Below are 21,361 nucleotides of genomic sequence, written 5' to 3' on the forward strand. Positions count from 1 at the left end.
ACTGTTTGTGACAAAATGGGAAGAAAAAAATGAAAAAAAGGAATATAATTCAGCGACCCTATCTGTATTTTCGCATTAAAAACAGATAGGATACAAGGGTTGTTCGATTTAAGAGTCAAAAACCCTATGGTTCTTCGTTTGGGGGTTTAGTTTCCAATTCCAACACGCCTACTTCGGTATTCAGGTCCAAGATGTTTTTCAATCGCACCATCCTTCCTCCGCAGGCTTCAGTCGCAGAAACTGTAAACTGCAAAGGTTCTGTTGTGGCAGGGTAATTATAAAAACTAGTTTCATAATGAATGGATTGGTAAAATCCAGTGTTTCCCGAGATATTTAGAGTGGCTCGCTGGTAGGGGTTGATTCCATTGCCACTTGTGGGAATAGAAAACCCTGTATAGTGACTTCCATCAGCTAAAGAAAAACCATATGATTTAATCGTATTTGTTCCTGAAACATAACCAATGATAGTTGGAATCTCTAAAGTATCAGTTGTAGTTGATCCGAGAAATTGGTTCCAAATTAAATTCCCATTCCAATCAAATTTTGAAAAGATATTATTTCGAAAACTTGATGATGAGGGGAATAGTTGGTAAGGATGAAAGGAAGATCCAAAATCTCCAGCGTTGATCCCTGTAGTATATACTCCATCTTGTGCGGGAGCAATTCCATAAATCACACCTAATGTAAAACTGGCGCTGATAGATCCAAGATAAGTTCGGTTCGTAATTGCAAAATCAGAAATCGAAAGTTTTGTCACCATCGGTCTTTGGTAATTATAAGAAGGTAAGGGATGCCCAGTAAAACCTACATAATTGTCATCAGCAGCTCCAAAAAGAAGGATAGAGTGGTCTGGGCCATAAGTAGCATTGAAAACTGAGACTCGACCATAAGATGGTAAATATCTTTGTCTAATCGGATTACCTTGAGAGGAAATCACACCCCATCCGATTTCTTCCATACCTGTATTTAGTGCGTAAGAAGCTACCTCCATCGTTGGAAATTCAGCGAATCCATTGTTATCTGGAGTCATGGAAACAGCTCGTCCATTATAAAATAAATGTATGTTATCCATTGGATCTGTCACAAGGACGAACCGGTTTTCGACAATTGAATTATCTGTTTTATCTAAATAAGTGCTCCATACTCGATTCCCACTTGAATTGAATCGAGCAAGAAAAAGTGAATTGGAATTGGATTTGAGTGAAAGGGGAATTCCTTGTTCAGCACTTTTTATATAACCTGCAATAACGATATCGCCGTTCGATAATTCTGCGATAGGAACTGATTCTTTGTTATCAGAAGAAGAATATAGTTGTCCTATATAATCCAACCATTCAATTTGAAATGTCCTTCCATTGACTAAAAAAACAATTGCGTTCATGTCGGTGCCTGGTGTTCCAGAAAAAGAAAAATTTTTCCCAGTGGTTTTTCCATTCCAATTCACTGGTTCAAAAACTCCCGCAGTTACTAAAAAATTTCCGTTTTTGAGTTTCAGTAATTTGTAAGGATATGTTTTGTAATTTCCTGTTCCCAATCGAATTGACGCTTTTGTGTTGGGATTACATAAACTTCGAAGGTATTCTTCCCAGAACCAAGTTTCCAAATAACTTTGGGACATCGGGTCTCTAGGATTGTTAAAGTTCAGTTTACAGTTGTTAAACTGCAACAATACAATCAAGAGAGTGAGAAGTAGAGTGAACTTCCTGGTAAAATTTCTACGTTGTTTCATTGCCAAATCAAATTTCCCATTAAAAGGAAAAGTTTTCTATTTTTAGTCATTTCATAGGAAGTAACGTATTTCTCAAGTCCTTTGTTGAAAACCCTAACAATGCCAACCTTTTTTCGGAACGTTTTCTGGATGAATCGTTTTTGTTTTTTTAAAAATAAAAATTGAGTTAGAATATTTTAATATTTATATGTTTCAAACGGAAATGGAAACTTTTTACAAGAATGAATTTTGGTAAAAGTCCCAGTGTTTTGTAGTAAAAAACATAGGGTTTACAGTTCTTCAATCGGTGGTTTTGTAGATAATTCTAAATACCCATTCGCAGCAGGAAAGTTTAAATATCTTTTTAAGGATACCAACCTTCCATTACAAACATCTTGAATGATTACATTCATACCAACGAGTCCTGATACAGGTGAAGTGTTAAAGATATTGTTTTCATAACGGATAGATCCGTACCTTCCCGTTTTTCCATTGATATGCAAAGTCACATCTTGGTATGGATTGAAACCAGTTCCGTAGCTGATTGAATCGAGTCCAGTCATCCATGCACCAGCATCCGTTCCTAAAAGTTTTGCACGGATTTCATCATAATAACTTATGTACGTTATAGCTGGAACTTGATCGATAACGTTTGTGACAGCGGAACCCAAAAATTGGTTCCAAAGTAAATTTCCATTTAGATCAAATTTAACAAATGAATAATTTCTAAAATTTCCAGAAGGGAAGTATTGATAATCGTGAATAGGAAAACCATAAGAACCAGCGGCCACTCCTGTACCATAATACCCATCATTTGCTAATTTGATCGATTCGAGTTTACCCAAATTGAATGAAGTATTATTAGATCCAATATAAGTTACATTCAAAATATCTATAGTATTGGAAGATAAAAGCGCAGAAAAACCTCTTTGGAAATTGACTGCAGGATGACCTGGATAATTCTCAATTGAATTTAGAGTGGAACCGCCTAACATTATATTGCCGTCTTTTGAATATATTGCAGTGATTACTTCTAAATCACTTAGTCCTCTCAAAAAACGTTGTCTTTGTGGAATCCCATTCCCATTAAGAATGGCCCAACCAATTTCTTTTTGTCCTGCAACCAATCCGTTGGATGCAACTGTAGGTGCGGGAAATTCAATGATACCCACTGTATTTGGTGTGTTTGTTGCAGTTCCAATGGATGTAAAAAAGAGATGCATTCTGTCGTTCGAGTCGACTACGTGGGCTATTTTATCAATTGAAAAAGATCCTGTTGCCATATCAAGATAGGTGAACCATACTCGAGAACCAGATGGACTAAAACGAACCGCCATAAAAGCTTGTGGGTTTAGTTTTGTTGAAATGGCACCTGGTTGTTCTGTTCCTTGGACTTGGGTAAAAATTCCAATGTCTCCATTGGAAAATTCCGAAAGGCTAGAAAAATTACTATTGGCTGTCGTGGTGGCTGCGGGTCCTAAATAGTCCAACCAATCTATTTCAAAAGTCCTGCCATTCACTTGGAAAATGACAATGGAAGCATCCGTTCCGGTCACTCCCGTATAACTATAATTAACACCAAAGTTTTTACCTGACCAGGAAACCTGTTCTGAAACACTCGCAGTTACAATATAATTCCCATTTTTTAATGGAAGGAACGACTGTGGGAGAACAGTATAATTCCCACTTCCAATTTTAACATTTCCTCTTATAAAAGGGCTACAGATAGTTCGAAGGTAAACATTCATCGCAGCCGTTTCGAAATAACTTTTTGAATTTGAATCACTCGGATTGTTTAAATCCAACTTACAATTTTCAAAAATGCAAAACAGGAGGATTAAATAAATAATGATAAGTAGAAATTTTTTGATTCTAAAAAATAAAAACATGATCCTTAACGACCCCATTCATCTTTAGATAAATGGAAATTTATAATTGAAATTTTTAGTCCTTAGCAAATTGGAAAGTCAAAGATTCACAAGTCATTTGCAAGATTTGTTTGGAAAAAAAAGAGAGACTAGTAATGATCCTAAGATTGTACAATAATGAATGTAGAAAATCTTAAATGAAAAGGTTTTAACGTACGATTTGCACGAGATGTAAGGTTTGTTTTATCTTTGGGTCTTTCAAACCATTCATATTTTCAATTCTATTGTTTCCGTATAAACTTTGTCATACTCTAATTTCCTAGTTTTCCAACTCCAATCCAATGCCATCATGTTTTTCACTACATTCTCTCTTTCAGGCGAATTGTATAAATCTTTTGCTCGTTCCAGAGCGTATCCAAGCGAACCAACGTCATTCGGTTCAAAGATAATTCCCGTTTTATATTTTATGATACTTGATTCATTCACTGTATCGCGAAGTCCACCGACTCTGGAAACAATTGGAATTGTTCCATAAACGTGACTGTACATTTGGTTTAGGCCACAAGGTTCAAAGAGTGAAGGCATCAGAAAAAAATCACTAGCTGCTTCAATTTTATGTGCAAGTGATTCATTATATCCTTTGTAAAAATAAAATACATCGGGTAAAGTATCTGATAAGTGAAAAAAAGAATTTTCTGTTTCTGGATCTCCTGAACCAAGAACTACATAACAGTGTGGCAGGTGACGTCTTTCTAAAAATGCATTTAAAAAAGTGGGAAATCCTTTTTGGTAAGTAAGCCTTCCAATAAGACCAACCAAAGGAACATCTAAGGGTAAAAAAGGCCTTCCAATTTCTTTAAATAACTCTTCTTTATTTTTTAATTTCCCTTTTTTCCAATCCTTCGTTGAATAGGTTTCGAAAATTCTTTGGTCTGTTTCTGGATTCCATTCTTCTGAATCAATTCCATTTAAAATTCCTGAATAGTCGGTTGCTCTTAGTCTTAAACAATAACTGAGTCCAAATCCATTTGGTTCTGAAATGGTTTCTTCTCTATAACCAGGACTCACAGTAGTGATTTTTCCAGCAGAAAGAATTCCTGCTTTCATATAATTACATTTGTCGTTGTGTTCAAAAGGGCTAGTGATGAGGTGAAAGGGTGCTTCTTTTAAGAAGCCGGTCATCCAAAACGGATGATCTCCTTGATAAGCTAAATTGTGAATGGTGAAAACAGTTGGAATTGGTTTTTTGGAATCTTTTTGTAAGGCCAGTGACAATGCGGTATGCCAGTCATGGGCGTGAAATACATCTACATTTAAGATTTGGCTGAGGGCATAACAAGCGTAAGAGAAAATAGCAAAGCGAAAGTGTTCTTCTGCGTGTCCGTAAATAGAATCCAAAGTTTGGAAAAGTTCTGATTCGAAAAAATATAACTTCACACCACCTTCTTCCGCTTCTAAAAATCTAGATGTTTTCAAAACTGAAATGATGAGTGTGTCTGTTTCTCCGTCTTTTGGGAGCAGGGCCGGGAACACCATGCCCGTAAATTGGGGTGACTTTCCCAACTTCCCAATCAAGGGTAATGCGACATAAACTTCTTCCGACTTCGCCTGTTCTTTGGTGAGTGAGGCAAGCATGTCCGCAAGGCCTCCCATCTTAATGTAAGGAAAATATTCTGCAGATGCGTGGAGAATCTTCATTTTCTGTTATTGACACCGACTCGCAAAGTAAGAAGCTAGAAAAACACAAAGTGAAATCGAGGAGAGATCCATGTCAGTATCTACTAATCTGCGCGGCCTTGCTGAATTAGGCCTTAAACCGTCTGAAGTCTTCCATAACTTATCATACGAAGAAATTTACCAGCACGAATTGAACAACAAAGAAGGCGTAACTTCTGATAACGGAACGATGATGGTAGATACCGGGATTTTTACGGGTCGCTCCCCTAAAGACAAATATTTTGTCGATGAACCTTCTTCCACAAACAACATTTGGTGGGGTCCGGTCAACACAAAGGTTTCCGAAGCCATTTTCAATGAATTATACGCAGAAGTAACTAAATTCCTAGATAACAAAAAACTTTATGTTTTTGATGGCCATGCTGGAACCAACAACGACACACGTATCTCTCTTCGTGTGGTTACAGAAAGAGCTTGGCAACACCACTTTTGCACAAACATGTTCCTTCGCCCTACTAAAGAAGAACTCGAAAAATTAAATCCAGAGTTTACCATCATCAACGCATCTGGTTACAAAAACGCAAAATACAAAGAACATGGCCTTAACTCCGATGTATTTGTGATTTTCCACTTAGCAAAAAAAATCTGTATCATCGGTGGAACCGAATACGGTGGAGAAATGAAAAAAGGGATTTTCTCTGTCATGAACTACTACTTACCACTGAAAAACGTGCTCACAATGCACTGTTCAGCTAACGTTGGTAAGGATGGAGACAGTGCTCTTTTCTTTGGTCTTTCTGGAACAGGAAAAACCACTCTTTCCACTGACCCACACCGCAAACTCATCGGTGATGATGAACATGGTTGGGACGATAATGGAATTTTCAACATTGAAGGTGGGTGTTATGCAAAAACCATCAATTTGGATCCAAAAACAGAACCAGAAATCTATGCAGCCATCCGTCGTGATGCTCTTCTAGAAAACGTAGTATTTGATGCGGCTACAAAAAAGGTAGATTACTCTTCTGCTGCAAAAACAGAAAACACCAGAGTTTCTTACCCAATTTTTCACATCGATAACATCCAACCAGGATCGAAAGCAGGTCACCCTAACACTGTTATTTTCCTTACTTATGATGCTTATGGTGTTCTTCCTGCGGTTTCTAAACTTTCTATCGAACAAGCAATGTATCACTTCCTATCTGGTTACACAGCAAAGGTTGCGGGAACGGAGCGCGGTGTGAAAGAACCACAAGCAACTTTCTCTGCTTGTTTCGGTCAGGCGTTTATGACTCTCCACCCAACATACTATGCAAAGTTACTCGGTGAAAAAATGAAAAAACACCAAGTAAATGCTTATCTTATCAATACTGGTCTTGTTGGTGGAAAGTATGGTGTAGGAAAACGTATGAACCTACCTGCAACTCGCCAAATCATCAATGAAATCCTTAACGGAAACATTGAAAAATCTGAGTTTGAAAAACACCCAGTATTCCAAGTTTCTTTCCCAAAAACAATCAACGGTGTGGATGCACATATCCTTAACCCACGTAATGCTTGGGAAAACAAAGAAGACTACGACAAAACTGCAACTGATCTTGCTAAACAATTCATTGAGAACTATAAAAAATACCTCACTGGTTCCAAAGAATTTGATTACAGCCAATACGGTCCAGTAGCGTAAGTATTAGTATCACTTGAACTTTAACTCTTTTGATTAAGAGTTAAAGTGTTTGAAAGCCGTCTGTCTCTTGATAGGCGGCTTTTTTATTCTAATGAACGAAAAAAGAGATAAAATATGATCAAGAATGATTCTAAGAAAGCTAAAGGTATGCGAGTTGCGATTATCGGACTTGGTCGTATGGGCATCCGTCATTTACAAGCGGTCATAAAGTTAGAAATGGAAGTTTGTGGAATCGCTGATGTCTCAGCAGAGGTGATAGCATTAGTTTCGAAAGATTACAAATTAGAACAATCAGTTGGTTTTACTGATGCATATTTAATGTTAAAAAATACAAAACCAACGGCCCTTGTCATCGCAACCACCGCACCTTTCCATTGCGAATATGTATGTGCAGCAGCAGAATTAGGTATAAAATATATTCTTTGCGAAAAACCTATGGCAATCTCATTGGAGGAAGTTGAAAAAATGAAGTCTTCATGTGATAAAGCAGGGTCAATTTTGGCGATCAACCATCAAATGAGGTTTATGCCACAATACACACAGGTAAAGGCTTTGATTCAGGAAGGTGATCGTCTAGGCACATTGTCCAGTATCATTGTTGCCGGTTCTAACTTTGGCCTTGCTATGAATGCTAGTCACTATTTTGAAATGTTTCGTTATATGACAGATTCAAATGTGGAGACAATTCAAGCATGGTTTGAAGAAGGCCAATTACCAAATCCCCGGGGGCCACAATTTGAAGATCGCTCTGGTAGGTTACTCGCAAAAAATCATTTAGGCATTTCTATGTTTATCGATTTCTCATCTAACTCTGGTTATGGCTTACAGCTTGTTTATATTTGTCGTAATGGTCAAGTTCTTGTAGATGAGCTTACTGGAGATTTAAGAATTTCTTCTCGTAAAACTGAATTTCGCGAACTGCCAACTAGTCGTTATGGAATGCCGGCTGACATTATCAATACACAAATCGAACCAGCTGATACAGTTGTACCAACAGTGCGAGTATGGAATGCTTTATTGGAAGGCGAATCTTTTCCTGACGGTGATGCAGGTGCACATGCCATGGCATGTTTGGTTGCTGCACATTCGTCTCATGAAAATGGGAATGTTCCAATTTCTATCAATAGTTCAAACATAAGAAAAAATCAAAAATTTAATTGGGCATAATTCAGAGAGTTCGACATGAAAAAGTGGAAAATTGCAATTATTGGTGCCGGTTATATGGCAATGGAACATGCAAAGGCATTTGCATCTCTTGAATCCGTTGAGATTGTCGGCGTTTATAGTAGAACCAAGTCGCGAGCCGAAGAACTTGCTTCATTGTATAATTCAGAGACATTTGAAAGTATTGATTCTATGTACCAAAAGACTAAAGCCGATGTAGCCGTAGTAACAGTTACCGAGTTATCAATGCCTGAAATCTGTTTTCAATGTTTTCAGTATCCATGGGTTTGTTTTTTAGAAAAACCTGTTGGGATAAATTTATCAATTGCAGAATCAATTTTTGCAAAAGCTAACGAGATGAAGGTTAGAGCTTATGTTGCTCTTAATCGACGATCCTACTCTTCCACGAGACAAGCTGTTAAAGAAATCACGGATGATGAAAGCCCTCGACTGATCTCTATCCTTGACCAACAAGATATGGTTGCCGCAAGGGAAATGGGTCAACCTGAAATTGTTGTTAACAATTATATGTATGCCAACTCCATTCATTTGATAGACTATTTTACTTTGTTTGGAAGAGGTGATGTCATTTCTGTAGATTCCGTTTCCCCTTGGAATCCGGAACATCCCGGAAATGTAGTTTCAGTCATCAGATTTTCGAGTGGCGATGTTGGCGTTTACCAAGCTGTTTGGGACGGCCCCGGACCTTGGGTTGTTACAGTTTCAAACCGTAAAGTTAGACTTGAAATGAGGCCACTCGAAAAGTTAGGAATCCAACGTCGTGGCGAACGCAGACTCACCGAAGTGGAACCTGACATCATTGATAGTGAATTTAAACCCGGTTTGCGCTATCAAGCCGAGCAAATTTTGAATCTTTTAGAGGGAAAACAATTTGCATTGGCAACTCTCGAGTCAGCTACTAAATCCATGAAACTTTGTGCTTCTATTTATGGATTATTGAATTTGGAAAGTTAATTTATTAATGCTTCGTTGATTTTCTGGAATACTAACTCATGCCCATTTTCTGAAAGATGATGCCCGTCGTAATCTACTACAACTTCCTTAGCTAGTTTGCCTTCATATGGATTAATAAAAATTACATTGTTGTTTGAGTTAGCTAATTCATTCAAAGCAGTATTGAAGGTTTTAATATCTTCTTCAATGTTAAAGACATTTTTAATCATATGTTCGCCGGGTGGTGCAATTGCGATGATGATTAATGATGATTGCGATTCAGTGATTCGATTGATTGATTTTTGAATATTATCTTCAAACTGTTTCAATGAAATATATCGGTAATCAAAAAATTTAGTGAATTTATAGTTGTTACGTTTGATATAATCAAGAACAAATCTGCGGAGATATGGAACTCTTCGAATCCATCTTTCAATTTTTGGTGGAACGCCTCGCCTGGTACAATCACATATTCCTACTTGTAAAATTGTAGTAGTAGGCTTTAGAAAAACAATTTCATCTAGTTCTTCCATTAAATTGTTGGATGTAAATCCACGACCATTCTTAAGATAAACAATACTTGTATTTTTCCAATGCGAAAGTAATTTTTCTGTCCAGGTAGATTCAACAGGAGTTCCTTTCCTTGGCATTCCTAACGAATCAGTAAAGGCAAGAATTCTAGCAATTGTATGTTTCAACTTTAAAACGTTTTCCTATATGATATTCGTAATCTAATTTGATTATGTCGATTTCCATAAATTAGTCTAGAATTTTTCTTCAACTTGTCCAGTTTCCCGTTAGGCAGCTACAAACCGGTGAGGTTACAGCTGCACTTTGAATCTTAGAATCTTTGGATGAGTAGAAAAGAGGCAATATTGATTCCTACTAGATGGTAGGCACTGGAAATGGCACCATACAGAATAGGCCTCGGAATGTTCGGATTGATGGCGATGTTAAAAGTATTGGCGGTCAAAAAACCAAATCCAAACAAACTGCCCCAAACAAGTGCATCAATGGTTTGTTGAACTTGAAGTACGGAAAATAAAACCGCTGTCGTTATTGTTATGATGAGCATACAAACCATTGGGCCGAATACAAACAAGAATGCCAATGATTCTGGGGTTTCGTTTTCTTTCCCAAGTGAAGTTCTATATAATTTTTCGAAGAGAATTGTAAACCAAAAATAACCAAGAAAAGAATAAACAAAAAATGCCAAACCAATGGCGATCCAATCCAAATGACTCAAAATTTGTAACATAAACAATTTTCCTTTAATCATGAGTATTGAATGGTTATAATAGATTTTAAAAAGAATGAATTGTAAAAAATCAGGGTGGATTTTTTTTTACATCAAAAATTGTGAGGGTGTTTGACCGGTGAAAGTTTTGAATTCTTTGATAAAATGTGATTGGTCAAAATATCCTAAATCATAAGCAAGTCTAGTAAATGATTTATACTTTGGAATTTCTTGGATAGCCCTACTCATACGTATGATAGAAGATATTTGTTTAGGCGTACCTCCTGTAATTTCTCGAAATTTTTTTTCAAAAGTATCAATACTCAAATTTACATTTGAAGCAATATCATTGATTTTGATCTTTCCCTGTGACTGGTTCATTTGTGAAATCGCTTCAAAAATCCGATGATCAATTGTTTGTTTTTTAATTGTTTTCAGTAAAAAATTTTCTAAATGTTTTGTCTTTGAAACTTGATCTTCTGATTCTAACAAACGTGAATGTAAATCGTTTAGATCTGTTTTATTGAATAATTCGTATCCAGAAATACCGATTTCTTTCAATTCATTCATCGGCATATTGAAAAAAGCAAAAGCTCCCCATGGTTGGAATTTTATGATGATGATTTCTGATCCTTCCGATAGGAGATTGTGTTTTACAGATTTTCTAAGTCCCGATAGAGAGATGGATGGCAAAGCATGTATGTCTTTATGAATCCGGTAACTATGGTTTCCTTTGAGTTTGATTGTCAAAACAAAAGAATGATGTGGATAAATTGATTTTGAAAAACCATTTTGAGTTTGGATAAAAAGGTAACTTTCCACATAACGATGGAGTAACGATTGTGGTTTGTACTCAGTAACAGTGGGCAACATGTGGATTTACTTCCAGGAAAAGTCGTTTTAATGTTTTGTAAAGGTTTTTCTCAAAGGTATCAGAATGAAACTGCTTACCACACGGACGCCTCGCATCCGTTAGTTGAAATAGCATATTTCAAAACCGACCGGGCTCACTCCGGGGTGCGCTCACGCTTCCGCCTGCCAAAGGCAGGCCAAGCCCTCCGGATCCCTGGCGCAGGGGTTTTGAGGGTTGGTTATAAGGAACCATTCCATAAACTGAAATTGCGTATAACGATTATACTATTTGTTAATCTAAAGGTGGTCACTTTCAATTTTTAAAAACTGAGTCATCTCTCAAAAATGTAGTTGTTTGCCAATCACTCTTAAAAATTGATAGAGTTTGTGGCTATATTAAAACCTAAAAAAACATTACTCCCTAAAAAAGAAAGAACACGTGCGCAAATCATGAATGCAGCGCTACGATTGTTTGCGATAAAAGAGGCCGGGGAAACTTCCATAGCAGAAGTAGCAGTAGAAGCTGAAGTAGCCAACGGAACAATTTATAATTATTTTAAAACAAAAGAAGAGTTATTAGATGCATCGGCTCTAATGTTGGCAGAACAGGCTGCGGCGGAAGCGGATATTCTTATGGCTGATATTCAAAACGAAGTGGAACGTTTGGCGTTTGGTGCCGTACACTTTTTACAAAAAGCAAGAAAAGATTCCGATTGGGCCTGGGCTCTTATACGTGTGGCAGCAGTGGCACCTAGAATGAGCGAAATTCTCAGAGCCTATCCACTTAGGGATATGAAAAAAGCAGTAACATCTGGAAAATTCTCAATCGATTCGGAAGAGTCCGCCTTGGCTTTGTTTGTTGGAGCCATTCACTATGGAATCCGAAATATTCTGGAAGGTAGAGCAAACTTTAAAACACATGATGTGGATTTGATTGTTTTAGTACTGAGAGCCTTCGGTTTTACGCATACGAATGCAAAAAACACTGTCACTCGGGCATATGATAAAGTTTGGAAATCAAATCCCTAATTTCCATTAGATAATTCTAAAGAATCCCTCACAACTAATGCAGCCTTAATTGGTTAGTTTTGCCATTTGAATAACTTTCGATTCTCCCCCTAACGATTTTTCCTTTCGATTTCCTATCGTGATATCCTTTGCTTTTGGTAGTTAGTCATATTTCCAATGGTTTGTCGGTTTTAATATTATTGACATATATTGCATAAATGAGAATACTCTCAAAAAAGAAGGATTTTACATTTATGGAACGGATGGTTGAAAATCAAAATCTCCAGACACCCAATGTGGTCATTGTAGGTGCAGGCCCTGTCGGAGTTCTCACTGCTAATCTTTTGGGTTTGCAGGGCATTCCTGTGCTTCTCATCGATCAAAATCCCGGGATTTTAGAAATTCCAAGAGCCATTTCTTTGGACCAGGATGCTTTGAGAGTTTTACAAGCAGCAGGATTCGGAGAAGAGATCGCTGCCACTATGCCAGCAATTTCTGGGATTGAACTGATTTCTCCCTTTGGCGGGCGTTTTGCCAAAATCAATTCAAGTGGTTCCCTAGACTGCCATCCTCGTTTGGTGTCCATTTACCAACCTGAATTGGAACGGATACTCAGGAATGGTTTAAAACGATTTTCTCATGTTCGTTTATGGTCAGAGTGCACTTATGTTTCTCATATAGAATCAGATTCAAATATTATAGTAACTGTTAAATGCCAAGATGTAGATTGTAAAATTACCACAGGTTTTTTGTTAGGTTGTGATGGCGCCCGCAGTAATCTAAGAGAAAATCAAAGCTGGTCAATGTTAGGATCTTCTTACAAAGAAGATTGGCTGATATTGGACATAAAAAATCAACCCAATCCATTGAACATTGTTGAGTTTATCTGTGATCCCAAAAGACCTGTTGCTCACGTTCCGGGACCCAATGGTTCAGAGCGATGGGAGTTCCTACTTCATGAAGGTGAAACAAAAGAGGAAATGGAAAAACCAAACAAAGTTCGTGAATTGATGAAACCTTGGGGTGATGTTTCGGATATGGAGGTGGAAAGGATCGCTGTTTACCGTTTCCAAGCAAAAATTGTGGATTGGATGGGCAAAGGGCGAGTATATTTGTTAGGTGATGCAGCTCACCTAACTCCTCCCTTTGCTGGCCAAGGACTTGTAAGTGGAATCAGGGATAGTATGAATCTTTCATGGAAGTTAGCTGCAGTATTAAATAAAAATGCGTCATTAAAAATACTCTCAAGTTATCAAATCGAGCGAAGACCGCATGCAAAAAAGACAATACGTTTGGCAGTGTTACTCGGTTCCATCATCATGACTAGAAAAGCGATCAAAGCAATTTTTCGCGATTTGGTTTTTAAGTTTTTATTTTATACTCCACTCAAACGTTTCCTCTTTGATCTGAGAATACGGCCAGAAAATTCATTTAAAAATGGTCTTTTTTTAAAAAATAGAAAAATCGCAAATGCGAGTATTAAACCAGGTTCCATCCTTCCTCAAGCACTTGTTAAGTTACCAAATGGAACTTTAAAATTATCTGATGATATGTTTGGACAATCATTATATATTTTGGGTTATGGCGCACACCCTTTTGATGTTTTGGATTCAGACTCAAAAAAGATTTGGGAACGAATGGGGGGTAAAACAATGTTTTTTTCAAGTCAACAAAGAGTATATGACTCAAAATCTCTGCAACCTTCGGCAGAAGATATAACTTCCACTTTTTTTTCAGCCTTCGGTGGATTGGATAGGTTTGCAATACTTCGTCCTGATCGAATTGTAGTTGCTCTTTTTCCGAAAGAAAATGCGAACCAAATCATTCGCGAGTTTTATAATATTTATTTAGAGACCAATGCATGAAAAATAAAAATTCCACCTCGCCATGCCCCGTAAGAACAAAAAACCCGCTGAGCAAAGCCCAAGATATCGCCTATGTTCGGTTAGGTAGAAAGGATTTAGAATCCTCTAAAAAATATTATTTGGATTTTGGATTAAAATTATTAGAACATTCGACTAGTAGGGTTTTGTTTCATGGCCAAAGTTCCCAATATCCGTGTTGGTCGATTGAAAAACATAAAAAAAATGAATTACTCGGAATTGGTTTGTTTATTGCTTCCGCTGAAGAATTCGAGAAGTTAAAAGTTTTGGCGGGGGCGAAGTTTTTACACAATGGAAGATTCGGAAGTGTTTCTAATATACCTATTGTGAATTTAACTGATCCATCTGGATTGTCCGTTGATGCTGTGTTAGTCTCCAATTTCCAGAATCAAATTCTATCGAAAAACAATCAGCCAAAACTTTGGAATACGCCAAGCCACACAGCGAGAATCAATATGCCTAGTCCTTATGAAATAGGTGCAGCAAAAATTATGCGTTTGGGACATGCTGTTTTACTTAAACAAGAATTTTATAAAAATGCGCAGTGGTATTGTGATACTTTTGGATTTATCCCTTCTGATATTCAAATACTTCCTGAATCAAAAGATCCAGTGATTACTTTTTTACGCTGCGATTTAGGAAATAAACTAACAGATCACCATACAATAGTGATTGCTACTGGTGTTGATGATCGATTGGAACATTGTGCATTTGAATTAGAAAATTTGGATGAAGTTGCAAAGGGAAGAGAATGGTTATTGGAAAAAGGTTGGAGATCCGCCTGGGGAATTGGAAGGCATCTTTTAGGAAGTCAGATATTCGATTACCATAGAGACCCCACTGGAATGCTCGTAGAACATTACTCAGATGGAGATAAATTCGATAATACTATTGCAGTTGGTTACCATTTTGTAAACCGTAAAAGTTTATACCAATGGGGTCAAGATATGCCTGAAAATTTTTTGGACTTAACATTGAGTTTGAATAAAATTTTTTCACTTATTAAAGGATTGTTTGGTGGAAAAGAAATTAAAATCAGCAATTTAATTGATCTCAAAGAAACGATGAAAGTTTCTCCCAGAAAATGGATTCGATATTAATAAAAAGGAAATAGATATGGCTACAAATTATATTCGATTTGAAAAAGATAAAAAAGTTGATTGGGCAAAATGGGAAAATGGAAAGATTTTTTCTTTGTTTACTGGTGATTTGAGTACAAAAGAATTTCTGGAATTTGTAAAAACTAAACCAACAATTCCCGATTCTTCCGCATACACCTTGGCAGATATTTCTATCCTTTCACCAATTACTGCACCGTGCCAAATCATTTGTCAAGGTGCAAATTACAAACAACATTTGATTGAGTCTGGGCTTGATCCAAACGAAAAAAATTATAATTTATTTTTTACAAAATCAGATGCATCTCTTTCTCCAGCACACGGTAAAGTTGTTCGTCCAAGTCATATCAAGTTACTTGATTACGAAATTGAACTCGGTTTGGTATTTGGAAAATCGATCAACCAACCTTTGGAAATAAATTCTTCTAATATTTCTGAGTATGTTTCTGCAATATTTATGGCCAATGATATTTCTGCAAGGGATGTTCAGCTTCCACAAATGCAATGGTACAAGGGAAAATCTTATCGTAGCTTTTTACCAGCTGGTCCAATTCTTGCTGTATTAGACCAAAGTGATTTTTCCTTATTGGATAACTTGGAACTAACATTGTTAGTAAACGATAGAATTAGGCAACATGATACCATTGCTGGATTGGTATACAAACCATCGGAAACAATCCAAGAGTTATCCCATTTTTGTGATATAAACCCAGGTGATATTTTATTAACAGGAACTCCATCTGGATGTGCACTTAGAGCACCAGGTAAACTATTACAAAAAATTGCTGCCTTACTTCCTGAAAAAAAGAAATGGGACTTATTTGTAAAAGGACAATTGAAACGAACTGAATACTTACAACCAGGTGATACCATTCGTTCTTCGATACGAACTGCTGATCGTAGAATTGATTTGGGAGACCAAGAACTTATAGTAGTTAATGAGTATGAAAATAACAAATAATCAAAAAAAGAATTTTTGGAAAAACAAAGTAGTTTGGATCACGGGAGCTTCGTCAGGGATCGGAGAGGCATTGGTTCATGAATTGAAGGACTCAGGTGTAAATCTTGTTCTTTCTGCACGACGAAAGTCAGAATTGGAGAGAGTAAAAAGCCAATCAGAATTGTCAGACGAGAATTGTTTAATTTTACCTCTGGATTTAGAAAAATATGCTACGTTAGGAGAATTTCCGGAATTTGTACTTCAAAAATTTGGACGTATTGATGTGTTAATTAATAATGGAGGTATCAGCCAACGTTCGTTAGCTCATGAGACAAGTTTATCAACATACCGATCACTAATAAATATAAATTTCTTTGGTAATATTGCACTTTCTCTGGCTTTGTTACCTTATTTTAGACAACAAAAGGTTGGACATATCGTTAGTGTCGCGAGCATTGCAGGAAAATTTGGTGTTCCGTTTCGTACAGGATATTCCTCTTCAAAATTTGCGCTGACTGGTTTTTATGAAGCACTTCGTGCAGAAAATATAAATCATAACATAGAAATTACCTTAGTATATCCAGGATTTATAAAAACGAATATTTCAGAAAACGCATATTCTGGCGATGGTTCTAAACATGGGAAGCTTGATCCTGGGATTCAGGAAGGAATCGATTCTCGCGTTTGCGCAAAACAAATCATATCAGCTATTGAAGATGGAAGGTTGGAAGTTGTGATTGCCCGTCCAAAAGAAAAATTTGCCATCTTTTTACATAAATACTTTCCAAGTTTGTTTGCTAAATTGATTCCTAAGGCAAAAGTTGTCTAGTTGTAAGTAGAGCGCATTATGGTTGTTTTGCGTTTGTAAACTTTTCACATCCACTCCATTCCCAAGCTTTTTGTTTTAGCTTTTTTTCGTTTTCGCTACCTGAAGTGATAACGTTTTGTGCAACTGATATGCCGCTTCGCTCTAATCCAAAAGCAAGATGGCGTAGTTCTTTTGGATATTTTCCGAGGGGCAAAAATAAATAGGTTACCCAAAATAGAAAGGAGGGGCCTACAGGATCGAATCGATCCTTTTCATAAATACCGGTTCGTTTATGAATACGCCATTTCCCATCCTCACTCAATTCAAATTGATCATAAAACCGAGTGTAAGAAGTTACATCTAGTTCGATTGGTCCCGCATAACTTCGAACCATAATCATCACATCTGCTTCACTCAAGGCACGGTTTCCACAAATGGTGATCCTAGGCGATGAGATCCAATGTTTTGTCGGTGGCGTTCCACTATCTACCATTAGGCGAGATTTTTCTATAAAATTTTTTACAGTTCCATCAAACCAACTGATGGAGATCGTTGCATCTTTATGGAAAAGGTCTTCTAATTCTTCCCACCGAGCTGAGTCTCGAAAAGCAAAAGAAGAAACATTGGAGGCAATTTCTAATTTTGTTTTGGTTTCAGAAATATGTAAATTCTCTGGAATTGAAGGACTAGTAGAAAACAATATTAAACATAATATTGTATTAATCTTGAAACTGTTATTTTTATGGTTAATATTGTTTTTCACGTTTGTTATACCGTTTGCAAAATTACTGCGTGTTCAATTCATAATGGAATCCATCATCGGCTATGATCACTTCCCCTTTGTAAACATCAGAAACCCCCTCTAAAAACATTGGAACGGTAATGAAGGTTCTGGCAAGATAAGGTCCGAGCGTAGGAGTGATATGGGTATAAACTAATGTTTTAACATTTGCTTTCTGTGCTATCTCAGCAGCATCCAACGGAGTGGAATGATAATCCATAACACGGACTGCCGTTGTAGCTGCAATTTGCATCGAAGTATCATCTGGATATTGATCTGTGACTTCTAGAAATTTATTTAAAATTCTTTTATTTATAGCTTCGTGAACGAGGATGTCGGCATTTTCTGAGAAGTACTCAAGATTTTCACTTTTTCTTGTATCACCACTGATAACAATTGACTTCCCTTTGTGCTGAATCAAATAGCCAAATGCAGGTTCTACTGGAGAATGTGATACTGTAAAACAATATACTTTTAGCCCATTCAATCCTTCGAATAACAGTAGCTTTACTTTTTCTTTAGGGGTCAAAATTTCTTTTCCTATTGCTTTTGCATATGAAATTGAGGAGATTCCATCTCCATTTTTGTGACGATATGCTGCATCAAAGGACATAAATTGATTGAAACCATCTACAACTTTAATAGTTCCTTCTGGACCTAAAACAGGGAGATTGTGTCTCCTTCCCAGCCTCCAACTACTATTGACCATCATAGGGACATCCGCAATATGATCGGAATGAAAATGTGTTAAAAAAATTGCATTCATCTTATCTATAGGCAGATGTTGTCTTTCGGCAGCAATGGAGGTTCCTGATCCTGCATCGAAGATCAAAAAATTTCCGTCGGTTATGATGGCGGTTGAAGTTTGCATCCTTTTTTCATCAGCTCGGGGTGAACCTGTTCCAATTGTGATGAGATGGATTTTTCCATCGGAAAGCCATTTTCTTTCGCTGTGTTCGGCAGTATTTTTGATGATTTGTTTTTTAACCAAATGATCTGCGAAATAAGATTTATGAAAGGAACAGGAACTAGTTAATAAATAGAGAAATCCTAATACAAGTTTAGGTGTATATTTTTGGAGAAATAACACAAAATTCAATTTCGGACTTTTAGGCAAAAAAACTAAAAATTGAGAACTATCCATAATATTGACAATTCTCTCAATTATGAAGAAGTTGTCAACTATGTTAAAAGGAAGGTGAAACCGAATTGTTTTTGTCACACCATGACTTGTGCTTTATTGCGCAGTTTAGGAAAACACCTCCCGTCGTTTCAAAAAATGAAAAAAACATTCCATTAATAATAATCCTTTATCAACCGAAAGTAGGAATTCAATAGTATCAAAAAACAAAAGGCAATCATCACCATTCGAAAAATCGAAATTTGTTTAAAAACAATTTTAATTTTTAAAACTTTATCCCAATGAGTAGTTCCATTTTTAAATAAGTAAAAAATACTAAATAAAGCAAATAAAATTGAGATTTTTGGAATCATAAATCCCAATCCAAAACAGAAAACATAAAATGAACGGTATAAAATTATAGTGATGGGAATCTCTTGATTTTCATTAGATACTAAGTGAATATTAAAAATCTTTTTTCCTAAACTTCCCTTTGCGAAAAATTGAAAGGATGTATCATATATTATGAAAACAATAAAAGTCATTATATATGGGAGAATTTGGTTTAATATTTCTCCATTAATACGAACTAAAATAAATTCTCTCAAAGGAAGTGATAGTATTTCAGCAACTTTAATATCAAATACTTTTGCGAGAATACGAGCTGTATAGTGATTGTTAGGTTTTTGGTTCAATTTTTTTTCCAATTTGAAATTCTAACTTTATTCAAGAGGGCTCTTTGTATCAGAGCCCACAGAAATTTTCAAATACAGTTTCCATCTATTTTTTATAAGGCATCTCACCCAAATAATCTTTTTTGCCAATTTCAATTCCGTTGTGTCGGAGAATCGCATAGGCAGTTGTTATATGAAAGTAAAAATTAGGAATTGCATGTTGTGTGAGGTATTCAAGGCCTGTTAAATATTTTCCTTCCCATCTTGGTTGTGAAACTTTGATTTCATTCACTGATTTAAAATCTTCTTCTTTATAAGTATCCAAGTATTGGATCACTGATTGGATTCTTAGTTTGAGTTCATTTAAATTTTTTTCAGAATCGTCATGAACAGGTGCTTCTTTTCCTGTGATACGAGCGACACAAAGTTTGGCGGTATCGCAAGCAATTTGAATTTGTTTTGTTAGCTGGAATTGGTCAGGAAAGAGTCGAGCGTTGAGTAGGTTCTCAAAAGGGAACTTCTTGGTTTCAGAATGGATTTCTGCTTTTTCTAAAATTTTGATTAAATTCCCAAGACCCTTTTTAAAGGATTGGACGGAGATTTCATAAATAATGGATTCATTCATTGTTCTACTCGAATTGAAGAAGATATAGAATCAATCTAATAAATTAGAACAAATTTATTAGATTGGGTCAAACTTGCGATGGCAAAAAAGTTTATCAAAAACTTTTGATTCAATGATTACTTTGGCCGGCCAAAAGACCAAAGTTTTATTTACAAAATTCTAGATGGAAATTCCACCAGAAACGATGAGTTCTAAAAATCCAAAATTTTGAGAAGCACGGTTAGATCCACCACTTGTCAAAACATCAGTTAGGTCTATATATCCACCCTTACCACCAAATTCCAGAAAGTAAGTGCGTGAAAATTCATACCGAGTGGCAACGTATCCAGAAACACCATACCCAGAAACATGGAAGTTATTATTTTGTCCTTTGCCTAACACGCGTACGTCGCTTCGACAAACCACGGGACCACCACCAATGGAAGATACCAAACTAAGTCCACTCAATCCATCAGACGAAGTATAAAGAGGAGTGATCCATCCAAAATCTAAAAATAGATAATTTAATCCATCTGTATGTTCATACTTTAGTATATCGGGTGTTAACGTAACGGTTTGTTCTCCACCATGATACCCGGCCATTTCCTGCACGTGGTTAGGGAAGAGGTAGATAAAGAGAGCGGCTTCGGTTGACAATGCCATTTGGTTTTTTGCAATCACACCTGGATCGATGTATCCTGAATATTTGACCGGCTGTCCTGGTGTTACCACATATTTCATATGGTCTTCACCAAAGGATAAGAAGAATCGATCCGTAAAAAAATAACTGAATTTTAGATTGTACTGAGGGATTTCAAACTTTGACGGGTTTAGATAAACATCTGCTCGAAAGGATTCCGGTTTGTCCCTGGCATCCACAGCTTTTAAAGTATAGTTGTAACCAGGACCACGAAAGTTGATATCACTTTGGGTGTAATAATCTCTGTTATACCCCCATTGGATATTCCAACGTCCTTTTTTGTCGTGAATGGTGGAAGTAACCTCGTTTTCATTGGCCCAAATGGAAGGGCTAAACATAAGAAAAAGGAATAAAACGAAAGATTTTTGTTTTATAGAAACAAGCAGCTGTTTGGTTCCTGCGGTATACAAACTGTACATATCGCCATTTTCTAAATTTGTATCAAAATCGAATAGGCGAATGTATGTTTGGTTTCGGAAAAGAAGGGATTTTTTTTAGTAACTCCCCCCGCTGCCACCAATACCTGCTCCACCGGAGGAACCCGCAGAATATGTCAGTCCGCTAAAAGGTAATTTGACTGG

19 protein-coding genes are annotated in these 21,361 nt (G+C 36.6%); 8 read left to right on the top strand and 11 right to left on the bottom strand.

Annotated features, from left to right (window positions below; all coding sequences use genetic code 11):
- Positions 1–124 precede the first annotated feature (124 nt).
- From CH364_RS11645 to CH364_RS11655, 3 genes are all read right to left on the bottom strand, one after another.
- Entirely contained in the window at positions 125–1,729 is a 1,605-nt protein-coding gene (locus CH364_RS11645; RefSeq protein WP_243401362.1) for a hypothetical protein, read from the bottom strand.
- 269 nt (positions 1,730–1,998) lie between these two features.
- A complete protein-coding gene (locus CH364_RS11650) occupies positions 1,999–3,597 on the bottom strand; it encodes a hypothetical protein (protein ID WP_100744055.1) in 1,599 nt (532 codons plus the stop codon).
- Between the two features lie 246 nt (positions 3,598–3,843).
- A complete protein-coding gene (locus CH364_RS11655) occupies positions 3,844–5,274 on the bottom strand; it encodes a glycogen/starch synthase (RefSeq protein ID WP_100744056.1) in 1,431 nt (476 codons plus the stop codon).
- A gap of 70 nt (positions 5,275–5,344) precedes the next feature.
- Here CH364_RS11655 and pckA point away from each other — a divergent pair, with 70 nt between their 5' ends.
- The 3 genes from pckA to CH364_RS11670 all read left to right on the top strand — a co-directional run bounded on the left by pckA (position 5,345) and on the right by CH364_RS11670 (position 9,076).
- Positions 5,345–6,937: a phosphoenolpyruvate carboxykinase (ATP) gene (gene pckA, locus CH364_RS11660; RefSeq protein ID WP_100744057.1), complete on the top strand. Its 1,593-nt coding sequence runs from the start codon at positions 5,345–5,347 to the stop codon at positions 6,935–6,937.
- A gap of 114 nt (positions 6,938–7,051) precedes the next feature.
- On the top strand, positions 7,052–8,104 hold the full coding sequence (locus CH364_RS11665) for a Gfo/Idh/MocA family protein (protein ID WP_100744058.1): 1,053 nt from the start codon (positions 7,052–7,054) through the stop codon (positions 8,102–8,104).
- 15 nt (positions 8,105–8,119) lie between these two features.
- Positions 8,120–9,076: a Gfo/Idh/MocA family protein gene (locus tag CH364_RS11670; RefSeq protein ID WP_100744059.1), complete on the top strand. Its 957-nt coding sequence runs from the start codon at positions 8,120–8,122 to the stop codon at positions 9,074–9,076.
- Here CH364_RS11670 and CH364_RS11675 read toward each other — a convergent pair.
- The 3 genes from CH364_RS11675 to CH364_RS11685 form a co-directional block, all read right to left on the bottom strand.
- Entirely contained in the window at positions 9,073–9,753 is a 681-nt protein-coding gene (locus CH364_RS11675; RefSeq protein WP_100744060.1) for an SGNH/GDSL hydrolase family protein, read from the bottom strand. The two genes, CH364_RS11670 and CH364_RS11675, sit on opposite strands and share 4 nt — an antisense overlap.
- A 143-nt stretch (positions 9,754–9,896) precedes the next feature.
- Positions 9,897–10,313 (bottom strand): DUF1761 domain-containing protein, encoded by a 417-nt coding sequence (locus tag CH364_RS11680; protein ID WP_100744061.1) that lies wholly within the window; start codon positions 10,311–10,313, stop codon positions 9,897–9,899.
- A gap of 87 nt (positions 10,314–10,400) precedes the next feature.
- On the bottom strand, positions 10,401–11,165 hold the full coding sequence (locus CH364_RS11685) for a helix-turn-helix transcriptional regulator (RefSeq protein ID WP_100744062.1): 765 nt from the start codon (positions 11,163–11,165) through the stop codon (positions 10,401–10,403).
- Positions 11,166–11,531: 366 nt separating this feature from the next.
- On the opposite strand from CH364_RS11685, the gene CH364_RS11695 reads away from it, so the two are divergent.
- From CH364_RS11695 to CH364_RS11715, 5 genes are all read left to right on the top strand, one after another.
- A complete protein-coding gene (locus CH364_RS11695; protein ID WP_243401363.1) occupies positions 11,532–12,173 on the top strand; it encodes a TetR/AcrR family transcriptional regulator in 642 nt (213 codons plus the stop codon).
- Between the two features lie 233 nt (positions 12,174–12,406).
- Positions 12,407–14,017, top strand: a complete 1,611-nt coding sequence (locus tag CH364_RS11700) for an FAD-dependent monooxygenase (RefSeq protein WP_243401364.1) — start codon at positions 12,407–12,409, stop codon at positions 14,015–14,017.
- Entirely contained in the window at positions 14,014–15,135 is a 1,122-nt protein-coding gene (locus CH364_RS11705; RefSeq protein ID WP_100744064.1) for a VOC family protein, read from the top strand. The genes CH364_RS11700 and CH364_RS11705 overlap by 4 nt, the downstream gene beginning before the upstream one ends.
- A gap of 16 nt (positions 15,136–15,151) precedes the next feature.
- Complete coding sequence (locus tag CH364_RS11710) at positions 15,152–16,114, top strand: fumarylacetoacetate hydrolase family protein (RefSeq protein ID WP_100744065.1); 963 nt, start codon at positions 15,152–15,154, stop codon at positions 16,112–16,114.
- Entirely contained in the window at positions 16,098–16,922 is an 825-nt protein-coding gene (locus tag CH364_RS11715) for an SDR family oxidoreductase (RefSeq protein WP_100744066.1), read from the top strand. The genes CH364_RS11710 and CH364_RS11715 overlap by 17 nt, the downstream gene beginning before the upstream one ends.
- Before the next feature lie 16 nt (positions 16,923–16,938).
- On the opposite strand, the gene CH364_RS11720 is transcribed toward CH364_RS11715, so the two are convergent.
- The 5 genes from CH364_RS11720 to CH364_RS11740 form a co-directional block, all read right to left on the bottom strand.
- Entirely contained in the window at positions 16,939–17,601 is a 663-nt protein-coding gene (locus tag CH364_RS11720) for a nuclear transport factor 2 family protein (protein ID WP_165779509.1), read from the bottom strand.
- 85 nt (positions 17,602–17,686) lie between these two features.
- Positions 17,687–18,772, bottom strand: a complete 1,086-nt coding sequence (locus CH364_RS11725) for an MBL fold metallo-hydrolase (protein WP_165782917.1) — start codon at positions 18,770–18,772, stop codon at positions 17,687–17,689.
- Between the two features lie 206 nt (positions 18,773–18,978).
- Positions 18,979–19,497, bottom strand: a complete 519-nt coding sequence (locus CH364_RS11730; protein WP_100744754.1) for an RDD family protein — start codon at positions 19,495–19,497, stop codon at positions 18,979–18,981.
- Between the two features lie 85 nt (positions 19,498–19,582).
- Positions 19,583–20,101, bottom strand: coding sequence for a DUF1993 domain-containing protein (locus CH364_RS11735; RefSeq protein ID WP_100744069.1), 519 nt, complete (start codon positions 20,099–20,101; stop codon positions 19,583–19,585).
- 159 nt (positions 20,102–20,260) lie between these two features.
- Positions 20,261–21,199 carry a hypothetical protein gene (locus CH364_RS11740; protein ID WP_100744070.1) on the bottom strand — a complete coding sequence of 313 codons (939 nt, stop codon included), beginning with the start codon at positions 21,197–21,199 and terminating at the stop codon, positions 20,261–20,263.
- Positions 21,200–21,361: the final 162 nt, after the last annotated feature.

The sequence above is a fragment of the Leptospira harrisiae genome (genome assembly GCF_002811945.1).
In the GTDB taxonomy this organism is placed as follows: Bacteria; Spirochaetota; Leptospiria; order Leptospirales; family Leptospiraceae; genus Leptospira_A; species Leptospira_A harrisiae.

What these genes read in the sequence shown, in the direction of transcription:
- CH364_RS11645 (WP_243401362.1), bottom strand. Translation starts at nt 1,729, where the DNA reads ATGAAACAACGTAGAAATTTTACCAGGAAGTTCACTCTACTTCTCACT.
- CH364_RS11650 (WP_100744055.1), bottom strand. Translation starts at nt 3,597, where the DNA reads ATGTTTTTATTTTTTAGAATCAAAAAATTTCTACTTATCATTATTTAT.
- CH364_RS11655 (WP_100744056.1), bottom strand. Translation starts at nt 5,274, where the DNA reads ATGAAGATTCTCCACGCATCTGCAGAATATTTTCCTTACATTAAGATG.
- pckA (WP_100744057.1), top strand. Translation starts at nt 5,345, where the DNA reads ATGTCAGTATCTACTAATCTGCGCGGCCTTGCTGAATTAGGCCTTAAA.
- CH364_RS11665 (WP_100744058.1), top strand. Translation starts at nt 7,052, where the DNA reads ATGATCAAGAATGATTCTAAGAAAGCTAAAGGTATGCGAGTTGCGATT.
- CH364_RS11670 (WP_100744059.1), top strand. Translation starts at nt 8,120, where the DNA reads ATGAAAAAGTGGAAAATTGCAATTATTGGTGCCGGTTATATGGCAATG.
- CH364_RS11680 (WP_100744061.1), bottom strand. Translation starts at nt 10,313, where the DNA reads ATGTTACAAATTTTGAGTCATTTGGATTGGATCGCCATTGGTTTGGCA.
- CH364_RS11685 (WP_100744062.1), bottom strand. Translation starts at nt 11,165, where the DNA reads ATGTTGCCCACTGTTACTGAGTACAAACCACAATCGTTACTCCATCGT.
- CH364_RS11700 (WP_243401364.1), top strand. Translation starts at nt 12,407, where the DNA reads ATGGAACGGATGGTTGAAAATCAAAATCTCCAGACACCCAATGTGGTC.
- CH364_RS11705 (WP_100744064.1), top strand. Translation starts at nt 14,014, where the DNA reads ATGAAAAATAAAAATTCCACCTCGCCATGCCCCGTAAGAACAAAAAAC.
- CH364_RS11710 (WP_100744065.1), top strand. Translation starts at nt 15,152, where the DNA reads ATGGCTACAAATTATATTCGATTTGAAAAAGATAAAAAAGTTGATTGG.
- CH364_RS11715 (WP_100744066.1), top strand. Translation starts at nt 16,098, where the DNA reads ATGAAAATAACAAATAATCAAAAAAAGAATTTTTGGAAAAACAAAGTA.
- CH364_RS11735 (WP_100744069.1), bottom strand. Translation starts at nt 20,101, where the DNA reads ATGAATGAATCCATTATTTATGAAATCTCCGTCCAATCCTTTAAAAAG.
- CH364_RS11740 (WP_100744070.1), bottom strand. Translation starts at nt 21,199, where the DNA reads ATGTACAGTTTGTATACCGCAGGAACCAAACAGCTGCTTGTTTCTATA.